Origin of the sequence: Corynebacterium tuscaniense DNF00037, assembly GCF_000759055.1 — a bacterium.
GTDB lineage: Bacteria > Actinomycetota > Actinomycetes > Mycobacteriales > Mycobacteriaceae > Corynebacterium > Corynebacterium tuscaniense.
This window is the reverse complement of sequence record NZ_JRNG01000004.1, coordinates 41,846-55,105: the sequence shown is the minus strand read 5'-3', so window position 1 is coordinate 55,105 and position 13,260 is coordinate 41,846. Positions and strand designations below refer to the sequence as shown.

16 protein-coding genes are annotated in these 13,260 nt (G+C 60.5%); 3 read left to right on the top strand and 13 right to left on the bottom strand.

The features are described from left to right. Positions 1 to 86: 86 nt before the first annotated feature. Positions 87 to 212 (top strand): hypothetical protein, encoded by a 126-nt coding sequence (locus tag HMPREF2129_RS11290; protein WP_269544819.1) that lies wholly within the window; start codon positions 87 to 89, stop codon positions 210 to 212. A gap of 68 nt (positions 213 to 280) precedes the next feature. Here the strand turns inward: HMPREF2129_RS11290 and HMPREF2129_RS01580 are convergent, their stop codons facing one another. The 11 genes from HMPREF2129_RS01580 to HMPREF2129_RS01525 form a co-directional block, all read right to left on the bottom strand. Continuing rightward, positions 281 to 1,084 carry a pantoate--beta-alanine ligase gene (locus HMPREF2129_RS01580; protein WP_034662179.1) on the bottom strand — a complete coding sequence of 268 codons (804 nt, stop codon included), beginning with the start codon at positions 1,082 to 1,084 and terminating at the stop codon, positions 281 to 283. Positions 1,085 to 1,102: 18 nt separating this feature from the next. Next, entirely contained in the window at positions 1,103 to 1,795 is a 693-nt protein-coding gene (locus HMPREF2129_RS01575; RefSeq protein ID WP_052092518.1) for a 6PGD fold domain-containing protein, read from the bottom strand. A gap of 9 nt (positions 1,796 to 1,804) precedes the next feature. Further along, positions 1,805 to 2,956 (bottom strand): DUF6779 domain-containing protein, encoded by a 1,152-nt coding sequence (locus HMPREF2129_RS10525; protein WP_052092516.1) that lies wholly within the window; start codon positions 2,954 to 2,956, stop codon positions 1,805 to 1,807. A 10-nt stretch (positions 2,957 to 2,966) separates the two neighbouring features. Further along, entirely contained in the window at positions 2,967 to 3,434 is a 468-nt protein-coding gene (locus tag HMPREF2129_RS01560; protein ID WP_034662176.1) for a DUF3180 domain-containing protein, read from the bottom strand. Next, the gene (gene folK, locus HMPREF2129_RS01555; protein ID WP_034662174.1) at positions 3,431 to 3,913 is read right to left on the bottom strand and encodes a 2-amino-4-hydroxy-6-hydroxymethyldihydropteridine diphosphokinase; all 483 of its coding nucleotides are present in this window, start codon (positions 3,911 to 3,913) and stop codon (positions 3,431 to 3,433) included. The genes HMPREF2129_RS01560 and folK overlap by 4 nt, the downstream gene beginning before the upstream one ends. 4 nt (positions 3,914 to 3,917) lie before the next feature. Next, a complete protein-coding gene (gene folB / locus HMPREF2129_RS01550) occupies positions 3,918 to 4,310 on the bottom strand; it encodes a dihydroneopterin aldolase (RefSeq protein ID WP_034662172.1) in 393 nt (130 codons plus the stop codon). After that, a complete protein-coding gene (folP, locus tag HMPREF2129_RS01545; RefSeq protein ID WP_034662347.1) occupies positions 4,303 to 5,163 on the bottom strand; it encodes a dihydropteroate synthase in 861 nt (286 codons plus the stop codon). Before folP ends, folB begins: the two co-directional genes overlap by 8 nt. Before the next feature lie 2 nt (positions 5,164 to 5,165). Further along, positions 5,166 to 5,762 (bottom strand): GTP cyclohydrolase I FolE, encoded by a 597-nt coding sequence (folE, locus tag HMPREF2129_RS01540; RefSeq protein WP_034662170.1) that lies wholly within the window; start codon positions 5,760 to 5,762, stop codon positions 5,166 to 5,168. Beyond that, the gene (ftsH, locus tag HMPREF2129_RS01535) at positions 5,755 to 8,169 is read right to left on the bottom strand and encodes an ATP-dependent zinc metalloprotease FtsH (RefSeq protein WP_052092514.1); all 2,415 of its coding nucleotides are present in this window, start codon (positions 8,167 to 8,169) and stop codon (positions 5,755 to 5,757) included. The genes folE and ftsH overlap by 8 nt, the downstream gene beginning before the upstream one ends. A gap of 187 nt (positions 8,170 to 8,356) precedes the next feature. Then, positions 8,357 to 9,007 carry a hypoxanthine phosphoribosyltransferase gene (gene hpt, locus HMPREF2129_RS01530; protein ID WP_034662168.1) on the bottom strand — a complete coding sequence of 217 codons (651 nt, stop codon included), beginning with the start codon at positions 9,005 to 9,007 and terminating at the stop codon, positions 8,357 to 8,359. Positions 9,008 to 9,246: 239 nt separating this feature from the next. Continuing rightward, positions 9,247 to 9,444, bottom strand: coding sequence for a hypothetical protein (locus tag HMPREF2129_RS01525; RefSeq protein ID WP_034662165.1), 198 nt, complete (start codon positions 9,442 to 9,444; stop codon positions 9,247 to 9,249). 29 nt (positions 9,445 to 9,473) lie between these two features. Between HMPREF2129_RS01525 and HMPREF2129_RS01520 the strand changes: the two genes are divergently transcribed. Beyond that, on the top strand, positions 9,474 to 10,538 hold the full coding sequence (locus tag HMPREF2129_RS01520; protein WP_034662162.1) for a hypothetical protein: 1,065 nt from the start codon (positions 9,474 to 9,476) through the stop codon (positions 10,536 to 10,538). A gap of 193 nt (positions 10,539 to 10,731) precedes the next feature. Beyond that, entirely contained in the window at positions 10,732 to 11,802 is a 1,071-nt protein-coding gene (locus HMPREF2129_RS01515) for a hypothetical protein (RefSeq protein WP_034662160.1), read from the top strand. Positions 11,803 to 11,810: 8 nt separating this feature from the next. Here the strand turns inward: HMPREF2129_RS01515 and HMPREF2129_RS01510 are convergent, their stop codons facing one another. Together HMPREF2129_RS01510 and tilS are read right to left on the bottom strand one after the other, a co-directional pair. Next, positions 11,811 to 12,302, bottom strand: coding sequence for a DoxX family protein (locus HMPREF2129_RS01510; RefSeq protein WP_084576413.1), 492 nt, complete (start codon positions 12,300 to 12,302; stop codon positions 11,811 to 11,813). Between the two features lie 52 nt (positions 12,303 to 12,354). Further along, positions 12,355 to 13,230, bottom strand: coding sequence for a tRNA lysidine(34) synthetase TilS (tilS, locus tag HMPREF2129_RS01505; protein WP_232218065.1), 876 nt, complete (start codon positions 13,228 to 13,230; stop codon positions 12,355 to 12,357). Between the last annotated feature and the right edge of the window lie 30 nt (positions 13,231 to 13,260).

The window sequence follows — 13,260 nt, the reverse complement described above, 5'->3', positions numbered from 1 at the left end:
ACCGCCATTATTGAGCGGATTTAGGAGCACACTATGACGCAGCAGAACCTAAGTTCCTACGACTGGGGGAGCCACAATCCCTGGTGATGCCGGCGTACAAGCAGGCGAAGGATGAGTCTCAGGAACTCGGTGACACGTTGGAGATCGACGACCTGGATTATGAAGGCACGACGTCCACCGTCACCGGCGGCAACTTCAGCCGGAGGGTGTGACCAAGGGTGACCTGCGACGAGTTCGTTTTGTTCGCAGGTGATTCTTCCGGCGGCGAAAACGAGACGACTTAAGCGCCGGGCTCCTCACCCATATTCTTGAAGCCGATGCCGACGGGCACGCCCACGCTGTCAATGAGCCGCACAGGGCCGAAAGTCGCGGCGGCGAGCAGGCGCGCGTCACCTGTCTCCGGTGCCGGTCCGAAGCCCAGGTTACGTACCTCTACGTAATCGGGGGTGACGCCGCCAGCTTCGAGGACGCCGCGTACGGTCTCCAGAATCTTATCGACGCCACGCTCCGCCACGTGTGCGCCAGCGGTCAGTGCTGCCGACAGCGCCAAGGCTGCATCCTGCATGTCGTCCGGGACGCGGTCATTGCGAAGGGACATGGCAACGCCGCCGGTTGCGCGGATCGTCGGCAAGCTATGCAGCTGCACTTCCATGTTGAGCGCGCTGACTGCCTGCTGCAGCGCGACGAGCTCCTCAAAATCCTTCTCCCCCACCACAACATCACTGGCGTGTGCGGCATTGATCGCGGCAATTGTGCGCGTGATACTCGCACTGATCACCTCCGGATCCTCCAGGTGATCCATCTGTGGGCGGATGCGCACCGGCGGGTTGAAGACGCCGTGGAAGACCACGTCCACACCCTCACGCGCGAAGTCCTCCGGGACCTCCTCGCCGGAAAACGTGACCATGACAATGCTGCCCAGTAGCGACTTCGCCGCGCGAATCAACGCGATATGACCAGCATGAATGCCGGTGCCGAGCGGCACCAACACAACCCTCTTGCCGGTCTTGCGGAACGCCCGGCCGTACGTAGCAAACTGCGCGATGTCAGTCACGACCACCGCATTCCCCGGAGTAAACGTCATACCCGCAAGGGTACGGCCCTACAACGCGTTCTTCCCCATCGCCCACAACTCCACGGCCGCCGCCCCGGTGCGCGATGCTTGTCTGCGCACCAGCTCCACAAACAATCTTCCAATACTCGGGTCCTCGATGGTGTGGTACATCTGTTCAAGATGTGGCACATCCACCTGCAGGTTTTGCCCTTCCCCAGGCAGTGACCAGCACTCGTCGAGCCCCAACTCAATCGCAGGAACTGCCTGGGTAAGGAGTGTGAAAGCGTCTTGGCGGGCGACGTCGACAAGCTTGAGCATCCTTTTACCCGCCATGATGGCTGGGCGCTGCGAATCCTCAATCATGGTGAGGTTGCCGCCCATCTCCGGGATGAGCAAACTGAGCACTGACTCCCCAACCTCATCGGCAGCGGAGGCGACCCAAAAGTCCTTCCACACCCGGTGCGCCGCCATCACAATCGCGCCTTGCACTTCCAGCGGGTCCAGCACCTGCACGCCATACTCCAACGACGTGTGCATGACCAGCTGCCCACGACGGACCTGCCCCAGCCACTGGTCCACCATCACATCAAGCGGAACCCCCGGCGCATCCAGGACAATCATGTCCACGTCCAAGTGATCCCCGTCGCCGTTGATCTGACGCGCGGTGTGACCAGCACGTTCAAATAGCTCAACAGTTTCACGGTCCCCGAGCACCCCGACAGTCAAGCGCGGCTGCGTCATCGTGCTCCCCTAATTCTTCTGGCCACGCGCGAGGATCTCCGCCACCGTCAGTGCGCCCTCACGGTGAGCATCTGCACGACGACGCCCATGGTGCGCCTCCTCCGCCGCCGCTTGCTCGGCTGGCTCAGCCTGGACTGCCTGCGCGGGCTGCTCGCGTTCTGCGCGCTCGCGGGCTTCGCGTTCTGCGCGTTCCCGGGCTTCACGTTCTGCGCGCTCACGGGCTTCGCGTTCTGCGCGCTCACGGGCTTCACGTTCTGCGCGTTCCCGCGCCTCCTGCTGGGCACGTTCACGAGCTTCACGGGCTGCACGTTCCCGCGCTGCGCGTTCTGCGCGTTCCCGAGCTGCGCGTTGGCGGGCCTCGCGTTCCTCACGTTCCCGAGCTTCCTGCTCTTCGCGTTCGCGCTCTGCTTGACGCTCGCGGATCAAGTCCGTCAACGGGTTGCGGACCTCCGGCCCCTGGTGGGACCCGACACGCCCTACGACAGCATCAAACGACGGTGCGCCACTGATGTGCGAGGTTGCCTGCTGCGCTGGGTGGGAAAGCGCATTGATCGCCTCATTTTCATCTTGGTCACGGACCGGGGCAATGGGGGCGGTGTCCTCGGCGGATTCGGACTTCTGTGGTGCGGGCTCAGCAGACTGCGCGGGCTCAGCAGGTTGCGTGGGCTCAGCAGGTTGCGCGGGCTCAGCAACAGGTGTTGGCTCGGACTGTTGTGCACGTGCCTCAATCTCACGAATGCGACGGGCTTCGGCCTGGAGGGCGGCGGGCTCATAACCAAATTCGCGGCCGGAAAGTTCCTCAAGTTGGGCGCGGAGGGCGGCGAGTTCCTCGCGGATTTCGCGTAGTACCTCTGCTTCAGCGGTCGGCGCTAAACCATCGGCAGCGCGGTCGGCTTCATTGCGGGCGCGGAGAGCTTCCAGCTCGGCATCGTGTTCACGTTCGCGGACGGCGAGGACTGCTTCGGCCTGGTCACGGTCTTTGCGCGCACGGGTTACGAGCAAGAATCCGATGATCGTGGCCCACAAGGAGGCGAGGAGAGCGATCTGCAACCATGCGGATGAGTCGCTGAAAAGCATGATCACAGTCGCAACAAGTGCGAGGGCGGTCAGCACAACCATCCAGAAATTACCGCCGTCGCGGGATCGGTCCTCACCAGTCATGGTGCCTACCTTATCCTGCGAGATCACCCTCAGTTGGTGGCGACACTTCACATGACCGCTCAAGAATTAGCCCGGCTACGGCAAGTGCCACTCCGCCGAGTGTGCCCGCCAATACACCAGGCAGATCCGCCTCAGCAGCCGCCAACATGTGCACGCGAGGCACGACCCACACCGCTAAGCCGAGGAACCAACCACCAGCAACAGCGCCAGCCCACGCGCCAGACTTACCCACGACCATGAAGTTAGCCACCATCATCGGATTCATCTGCGAGCGATCCAAACCCACGCGCCCTTCCTCACGCCGGCGGCGCACCATGACAGTGAGGAAAACGCACAGCACGGCGATACCCCACAGCGGCAGTGACCATAGCGGGGAAATGGTTTGCCACGCACCGTAGAACCGGCGCACGAGAATGAGCGCCGCCGCGGCGAAGAAGCCAGCAACAGCAACAAGTTCGGCCGTGTTGGTGCGGGTCATGCGGGATTCACTTGGTTGTCGGGGGTGTCGGGGAGAGCGCGCAGAAGCAACTCCACACGCTGACCACCCATGGTGGCGTCCTCGTCAAGCTCCAACCAGGGCACCAGGACGAAGGCGCGCTGATGCGCCCGCGGGTGTGGGACGGTGAGGTCGGTGGTGGATATGAGAATTTCGTGCCCCGCGTCGTCGAAAAGCGCAATGATGTCCACATCCAGCGTGCGCGGACCCCACCGCACATCACGCACGCGATGCGCCGCATTCTCGACGGCCTGGCAGCGCGCCAGCAGCTCATGCGGTGTGCAGTCAACGTCCACGATGAGCGTCTGATTCAAGAAATCATCCTGTTCCACCCCGCCCCACGGCGCAGTGCGGTATACCTGCGAGGCAGCAACAAGTTCAGCAGCGAAGGAGCGCGCCACGCTAGCCAGGTGCGCGCGGGAATCTTCCATGTTGGAACCGGTGGACAGCACAGCACGCATGGGTTTAATCCTCCCGGCCGTGCAGGGTTCGGGTTTTGCGGGAGCGGCGGGCGGTGACAGCAACGTCGCTAATAAGCAGGCCGACCGGTGCGTGCGGCTTGTGCACGGTGACCTCGATGGCGTGGAGCTGCTCATAGCGCGCGAGCGCATCGTCGGCGATCTCCGTGGCCACCGTCTCGATGAGTTCGCGGCGCGTGCCCTCCGCGATCCGGACCGCGCTGGCGGCGAGCTCAGCGTAGTTGATGGTTTTGGTCAGGTCATCCGTGCGCGCCGCGTCGGCGAAGTCGAGCCAGCACGTGATGTCCAGTAGGAATGGCTGCCCAAATTCCGCCTCGTGTGGCAGCACACCGTGTCGGCCGTGGACTTTGATGCCGGTGAGTTGGATGCGGTCAGCCACGGGCACCTCCTTGCCATGCAGCGGCAACATCGACCGCGTCGCGCGAAACGTCGACCTCGTGCACGCGCACACCCCACGCGCCGAGGTGCGCACTGATCGCGGTGACTGCGGCCGTCGCGGGATCAGCCAGCGAAGGATTCGCCTCCAGCCCACGGTTCGCGCGGATCTCCGTAAGGAAGCGCTTGCGCGACGCCCCTACGAGAACCGGCAGGTCACCGGCAATGAACTCCGGCAGCGCGTGCAGCAGCGCCCAGTTATCCGCCGCCGTTTTGGCAAAGCCCAAGCCCGGGTCGAGCACGATCTGGGAGTGCTCCACCCCAGCGGCGAGGGCGTTGTCGGTGAGGCGCTTCAGAGTCTCGTGCACATCAGCCACCACATTCCCACCGTGGTCGGCACTGCCCGACGCGTTGACAAAGTCCGCATTATTCACCGTGCGCCAGTGCATGAGGCACACCGGCAGAGCGGTCTCCGCCATGACGCGGTACATGTCCGGATCGGCCAGGCCACCGGAAACGTCGTTGATCATGTCGACCCCGGACTCCGCCGCCGCAAGCGCCGTCGACGCGCGCATCGTGTCCACGGATGTGCGGATTCCCTCCTCATTTAGCGCTGCAATCACCGGCCGGATGCGCTCGGCTTCCACATCTGCAGGCACGCGAGTCGCCCCCGGTCGGGTGGATTCTGCACCGACATCAATCATGTCCGCGCCCTGGGCCACCAGCTCCTTCGCGTGTGCAATCGCACGGTCACGGTCGAGCCACTTCCCGCCGTCGGAAAAGCTATCCTCCGTGACGTTGACAATGCCCATGACCATCGTGCGGCCCGGCGTGGTCAAATCTGCAACACTAACCATCATTACCCTCTGATCAGGCTCAACACTTCAGCACGCGACGCCGCATTGCGTTTGAAACCACCGCGCACCGCCGACGTCGTGGTCGTGGCGCCTGGCTTCCGAATGCCACGCATGGCCATGCACAGGTGTTCACATTCGATCACCACGATCACCGATTGCGCATTCAGCTTATCGACGAGCGCATCCGCAATCTGACTAGTCAACCTCTCCTGCACCTGCGGCCGCTTGGCATACATATCCGCCAGGCGCGCCAGCTTGGACAAGCCCGTCACATGCCCGTCCTCACCCGGGATGTAGCCGATGTGCGCAACCCCATAAAACGGCACCAGGTGGTGTTCACACGTGGAGTAGATCGGCACATCCCGCACCAACACCAGTTCCTCGTGGTTTTCCGCGAAGGTCTTTTCCAGCACCGTCGTCGGATCCGTATGCAAGCCCGCAAAGACTTCCTCATACGCCCGCGCCACCCGCGCCGGTGTTTCCAACAGCCCCTCACGGTCCGGGTTTTCCCCCACCGCGAGCAGCAGTTCACGCACCGCAGCCTCGGCCCGCGCCCGGTCGAACACAGGGTTCTGCTCAGCGTTCAAGGGATCAGTCATGGTTCTTATCCTCTGGCTTATGGTAGCGAGGAGCAGCGTCACTGTCGGTGTTCTCAGTGCTTTTAGTTTCCTTCTGGTCCTTGTCGTCCCAGATGTGGTCTGGCTGCTCATTCTCCGGCAGGCGGAAGCCAATCACCTCGGTATCCGCATCGTCAGCTGGGCCTTGTGGTCCTGTTGGGCGTGTTGGTCCTGTTGGTCCTGTTGGTCCTGTTGGGCCGTTAGGCCCAACAGGGTAAGCGTTAGGCCCAACAGGGTAAGACTGAGTGCCCGAGTACGGCTGCTGCGGGCGTTTGTCTCCGGGGAAAGACCAGTCGGCGGGGGGCTGGGGGCCGCCATAACGCGGCTGCGGGCCACGGGGACCTGGATTATTGGGGCCAGCATACGGCCCAGCCTGCGCTTCACGTTCAGCTTGACGGCGGGCCCTCGCCTTCTGCGATGCCTCCAGCAGGGAGAACTTCTTCGGCGGTTCCTCGCCTCGTTCCTCGGCGAGTTCAACCGGGGTCTTCACCGGCTCGCGGCCAACCTGACGGCCAAAGCGCGAATCCACCAACGGGAGACCAGAGCCCAGTGGCTCAATGCCGTCAAAGATGGCTTCCAGATCACCACGGCGCAACGTCTCTTTCTCCAGCAGTTTAGAAGCAAGAGTATCTAGGTAGTCGCGGTGTTCTTCGAGGATGGAGTAAGCGCGGGTGTGTGCGACGTCGATAAGCTCATGCACCTCACGGTCAATGACCTCGGCGATCGCGGGCGAATACTCCAGCACACCGCCACCCATCGCGCGGGCGAACGGGTCGCCGGCCTCATCGCCGTACTTGACGGTGCCGAGCGTGGACGACATGCCGTACTCCATCACCATCGCGCGGGCGATCTTCGTGGCCTGCTCAATATCCGCGGATGCGCCGGTGGTGGGCTCGCCGAACACGAGCTCCTCCGCTGCGCGACCACCCATGGCGAAGACAAGGCGGGCGAAAAGCTCATCGCGGTTGTACATGCCCTTGTCATCCTCGGGGGCCGTCATCGCGTGGCCGCCGGTACGACCGCGGGCGAGGATGGTGACCTTATATACGCGCTCAATATCCTTCAGCGCCCACGCAGCGAGTGTGTGCCCACCCTCGTGGTAGGCCGTGACTTTCTTCTCCTTCTCGGAGATCACCTTCGACGAACGGCGTGGGCCACCAATCACACGGTCCGTCGCCTCCTCCAGCGCATCCGCCGTGATCACATTGCCACCGATGCGGGCGGTGAGCAGCGCGGCCTCGTTGAGAACATTGGCCAGATCCGCACCCGACATGCCGGCGGTACGCTTGGCCAGGGACTTCAGGTCCGCATCCGGGCCCAGCGGCTTGTTTTTCGCATGAACAGCCAGGATCTTCTCGCGGCCAGCCAGGTCCGGGTTGGTCACCGGGATCTGACGGTCAAAGCGGCCCGGTCGCAGCAACGCCGGATCAAGAATGTCCGGGCGGTTCGTCGCCGCGATGAGGATCACGCCTTCGCGGTCACCGAAACCATCCATCTCCACGAGCAACTGGTTAAGAGTCTGCTCACGCTCATCATGGCCGCCGCCGGTGCCGGAGCCACGCTGGCGGCCCACCGCATCAATCTCATCGACGAAAATGATGCACGGACTGTTCTCGCGCGCCTGTTTGAACAGATCACGGACGCGGGAGGCGCCGACGCCGACGAACATTTCCACGAAGTCCGAACCCGAGATGGAATAGAACGGCACACCTGCCTCGCCCGCAACGGCGCGGGCCAGCAGCGTCTTACCTGTTCCGGGTGGGCCGTATAGCAGCACACCGCGCGGGATCTTCGCACCCAACTTCTCGTAGATCTCCGGGTCCTGCAAGAAATCCTTAATCTCCTGCAGTTCATCCACTGCCTCATCGGCGCCGGCAACATCCGCGAACGTATTCGTCGGCATATCCTTGGTCAGCTGCTTCGCCCGCGACCCACCAATGCCGAACATGCCGCCACCGGCCTGCATCCGGTACATGAAGAAGAAGATGAGGCCAAAGACCAGCAGCATCGGCAACATAAAGCCGAGCATGGACATCAGGAAAGACTCCTGCGTCACATTCGTGGTGTACTTATCAGTCTCCGCACCCTTCACCGCATTGAAAATGTCCGGTGTCGTGCGGGCCGGGTACTGAGCCTGAATCTCCTCAATTCCCTCACGCTCCTCCACCGTGATCGGTTCGCGCAGGGTCAAGCGGACGCGCTGCTCCCGGTCATCAATCTGAGCTTCCTTCACGTTCTTCGTGTTCAGCTGCTCAATCGCGACCGAAGTTTCCACCTCTGTGTAATTGCGCGACGGATCCCCGATCAGCGTGGTCAAATACAGCAGGATGAGGACAACGGCAGCGAAAATGCCGTAGCGCACAACGTTTTTGTTGGTCTTGTTTTTCATCTAGCCTTCGTGCGTTCTTAAGCGTAGGGATTAATTAGGGGTCAATAACGCTTACAGCCTACCCATCGCCCGAAGCATTCCCACTTTTGGAGACTGGGGGCTGGCCGGCTTGTGCGGGGCATGGCGCCAGCCTTCGGTTAGGGCCTTCGGAGAAAACCCTCGATTTCCCACGAAAAAGGCGCGAGGCCTAGATCTCCACGGCCTCCGGCCCTTCCTCGCGTGACGGCACCGGCTCTTCATCGGAGTAAACGCGCGGATGAAGGGTGCCAATGTAGGGCAAGTCGCGGTAACGCTCGGCGTAGTCCAAGCCGTATCCGATGACAAATTCGTTGGGGATGTCAAAGCCGACGTCGAAAAGATCGATCTGTGCGCTTTGGACTTCTGGTTTGCGCAGGAGAGTGATCACGTTGAGGCTTTTGGGTTGGCGGCCTTTGAGGTTTTTCAGCAGCCAGGAGAGGGTGAGGCCGGAGTCAATGATGTCTTCGACGACGAGCACGTCGCGGCCGGAGATTTCCTTGTCCAGGTCCTTCATGATGCGGACGACACCGGAGCTAGTAGTCGAGTTGCCGTAGGAGGACACTGCCATGAATTCCACTTGGGAAGGGATAGACAGTGCGCGTGCGAAGTCGGTGAGGAAGTACACCGCGCCTTTGAGGACGCAGACCAAAATGAGGTCTTCTGCAGCATCTTTATACTGTTCGGAGACTTTGTCCGCCATTTCGCGGATTCGCTCTTGCAGTTCATTTTCCGGGATCAGTATCGCTTCGACGTCGTTGCCGTAGCGGTGTGCTGGGACCTGGAAGTCTTTGTGATCGCGCAGCTTCGTTCCTTCAGCCATACGGCTATTTTGCCAGAAGATTGCTTATCGACGATCCCCCCACTCCTTCCTCCCACAAGCGGGGGGACCTTGACCCCATATTGATCAACCATTTTCCACGTTGATGACACAAACAGCGACCATAGTTTCCCATAATTAAGGCGTTCACCTGCGTAAACTCCCCTGCGAATACACCTCAAGAAGGTTGTTCCCAGGTTGATAATCTTTCCCCTCTGGCCCTCGAACACGTTTCCTGATAATTATTTAGGTTCGCCGAGATAATCGTGGTCACACTGCGCGGCCGCCTGATTGCTGAACCGAAGGAACAGGGCATATGAGCATCCCAAACCCTTACGCTCCACACCCCAATGGGCACTGGCAACCGCATCCACAGCAGCAGCCATACCAGCCGTATCCACAGCAGCATCCACAGCAGCTGTACCAGACATATCAGCCACATCCGCAGCAGTACTTCCAACCGCCCCACATGCACTCGAACAAATCCCAGAATGGGCTCATTATCGGGATTGTTCTTGCAATCACGGTGATCATCGCGTTGTTTGGAGTTTTGTTCGTCTCCCTCACCGGGAGCAGCAATACAACGGTGGCCAACCCGAAGAAAGTTGAAGCAGCCTTCGCCGGTGGCACATTAAGAAGCTGTGATCTTGGACTTAGTTTCTTCACTGACGCAGGCTGGAAGGATGTTACAAATGCGGGGGATGAGGGGTGCTTCGGTTACTACGACATCGAGGAAGGAGAAATCAAGCAGTCTATTTTGATCGTAAATCAAGACCAGAACATCATCATGATGGAACCCGCGCCCGAGGGCATTACGGGGTGGAAGCAGTCCATCGACTACACGCCTGAGGATGCTAGATGCGTGATGGAAAGCGATACCCCGGAGCTCTCCGATGTTCATCTCATAGTGAAGGCAACCTGTGAAACGCTGTATCCGATGGCTGTTCAGTTGAATAACCTCGTGGCGCAGTATCGCAATGGCAAGGGCGATCTGACCTACATGGACCCTGCCCCGAAGAAGCAACCCATCGCGGGTGGTGCCTATGCACAGATGATTGGGGATGCAGCGCCGGTGGGGACCAAGCAAGAGATTGATCCTTTTGGGACCGAAGGGGCTACGCTGACCATCGATGATGTGCGAATGACTCGTGGCCAGAAGCTCTTGACCGCACTCTGCGTGGATGCCACTTTCAATCCCGGAAAGTTTACCGACAGTTCAAACTCGTTCGAACTCCCTAACCTATTCATCATCAAGCCATCGGGGGAGAGCCAGTTCATCCCCCACACGAGGCAATACAAGCAGTTCAGGGAATACGAGGATATCCACCTCAGCCAGTGCATAGACTTCCCGAACATGTACCGCTACGCGGACATGCTCATTGGAGCAACGACAAGCAAGAACGAAAAAGGGACCTTTAGTAAGGCTTGGGCCTTCCGTGTTGAGGGAGCGGACGGCGACAGAGTTGCGCTCCAGTCTCCGCCTAATCCCCGGCGCGAAGCCGGGTGTCCCTCTAGGCTATGCGAACATAGCTAGTCCACTCGCTCCTCCTACCGCTTCCGGGAGCGTTCAGCCGTGGGTTAAACTCGGTCACCGGCATCACTTTTTGGTGTGGCGAGTTTGTTGGGGGTTAACTCTTCAAACGGTGCCGGAAACTTTTATATCCTGCACAGATGACTGCGAGCACACCACGCAGATCCCTTAGTGCAGAATCGAAGGAGCATGGCACATGAATAACTCGAACCCCTACGCCTCACAGCCAGGAGGGCAGTGGCAGCCGCAACAACAGCAGCCTCCACATCAGCCTTACCAGCAGCCGAAGAAATCTTCTCGTGGTCTCATCATCGGGCTTGTGGTTGCTGTTCTGGCGATCATCGCTGTGGCCGCGGCATTGTTTGTATTCCTCTCCGGTGGCAGCCAGAAGGTCGCCGACCCTGAGAAAGTGAAGGCAGCCTTCGTCGACGACCAGTTGACCAGTTGCGATCTTGGAGATGAGTTCTTCACCGCAGCGGGATGGAAGGATCTGCTTAATGGTGGAAGAGGAGGCTGCATCGGCTTCTATGAAACCGAGGAAGGCGATGTGTCACAGGGGCTGCTCATTGGCCGCTCCTCTCTGGAAACCAACACGGAAGCAGCGCCCGAGGGCCTCACCGGGTGGCTCCAGTCCGCCGAGTACAACCCGGAAGAAGCCAAATGCGTGATGGAAAGCGAAACACCTGAGCTTGCCGAGATTCAGCTAAGCGGGAACGCCCCGTGTGAAACCCTGTACCCGATGGCGGTTCAATTGAATAACCTCGTGGCGCAGTATCGGAATGGCAAGGGCGATTTGTCGTACACGGACCCTGCTCCGAAGACGGAATCCGTTGCAGGTGGGGCTTATGTTGATCTGATTGGGGATGCGGCACCGTTAGGCACGAAGCAAGAGATTGATTCTCATGGGCTCATCGGGGCCACGCTGACTATTAATGAAGTCAACGTTACCCCCGACGGGAAGACCACGTACTCGGTCTGCGTGGATGGAACGTACAACACCGGTGAATTCACCGAAGATACTCTTCGGTTCGATTTCCCTGGTCTCGCCCTCATCATGCCAACGGGCGCCGTTGTCCCGATCAACTTTGACGTGGAGAAGAAGGAATTCAACGAGCACGAAGACATCCCGATTAATCACTGCATTAAGACCCCGGCCCAGTTCAACAATGCGAACCTCCTCATCGGCGCGGCCACCCGCTACAACGAGGAGGGGTCCTTTAGCAAGGCTTGGTCCTTCCGCCTGGAATCTGAGCTTGAGGCGGAATAGGCAAAGGCCTAAACCGAAGCAGCGGTTGCGTCCTTTCGCCCATTTCGGGCATTGGTGATCACGCGGTCGAGACTCAGTACACCAGCACCAGCTGCAGCGAGGAAGAGTCCGGCGGCAGCGATGACAGCTTCAAGTTCCCAGCCACCGTTGCTAACAAACACGCCGGTCGGGCCAGCAAAGTACACGGCGCCAGCCATGATGAGAGCGATCAGCGGACCGACGAAGCGGACGAACAGACCAAGGATGATCAGCACGCCGCCGCCAAGTTCAGCCCACGTGGCAATCTGGGCGGACACTGCTGGCAGGGGGACACCCATGCTTTCGAATGCCGCGGCGGTTCCGCTCGGGCCCCATTCGGTGAGCTTTTGCCAGCCGTGCGCCACGAGGACGACACCGAACAGAAGGCGTCCGATGAGCGCAGCAATGCTGCCGAACCAGTCGGGAGTGTTCGTGCGGGAAGATGTATTAGCAGGGTTGACAGTTTCAGATGTTAGAGACATGTCAACAACTTTAAAAGTTTTCGCCTCCGCGTGCCACTGATTCTCAAAAATCTCACGCTCGCTTTTCGACGATCAATTCCCCACTCCTCCGAACCACCTGCAGCCCACCACCGATAGCCACAGGCCCTTGACCACACCAGTTGACACACAGCTGGTCTATCGCGGCGAGTGGCGCACCGCCGACGTTTACCCCAGCGTCCCGCAGCCAGGCCATGATTCGACGCTGGCGGATTGGCGTGGGATCGGCGGCCAAAGTGGCGCAATTGTTCGTGGGACTGAGGTTAACCAAGGAAGCGAGCAATTCCTGATCAGCCGCGATGCGATCAGCAGTTCGGGCAAGAGCTGGGACGGCGTCACCACCAATAAGGTCTGCGAGAGTTGGGATGATGGACTGGCGGACAGCGACCCGTCGATAAGCAAGATCCTCATTCATGGGGTCGTGCCAGGGGTCGAGCTCAAGCTCCTCGCACGCGCCAACGGTATCAGCGCGACGGATGGTGAGGAATGGGCGGGCCAGGCGCCGGCCATTTTCGAGAAACGAGACAGAAGACATGCCCACGGGGTTCCCACGCAGCGCCCCAAGCAGCAATGTTTCGGCTTGGTCCTCACGAGTGTGAGCGACCCAGATATCCCGGCCATCGCGGCGGGCGGCAGCAGACAAAGCCGCGTAACGAGCCTCCCTCGCCACCGCCTCTACACTCTCCCCCGGCGTGGGAGCCACCCCCACGCTAACCACCTCAGCGTGCACTCCCAGCCGCTGCGCCACCGCAGCGGCACGCTGTGCGACCGCCACGGAACCTTCCTGCAAGCCATGATCAACGACAACAGCCCGCGCATCCTTGCCCTCTGCAACAGCCGCAGCCACCAACGCCAACGAATCGGGGCCGCCGGACAAACCGATCAACGCCGGCGCATCAAAGGCCCGCACCGCCCGGCGACATTCAACAAAATGTGGCGA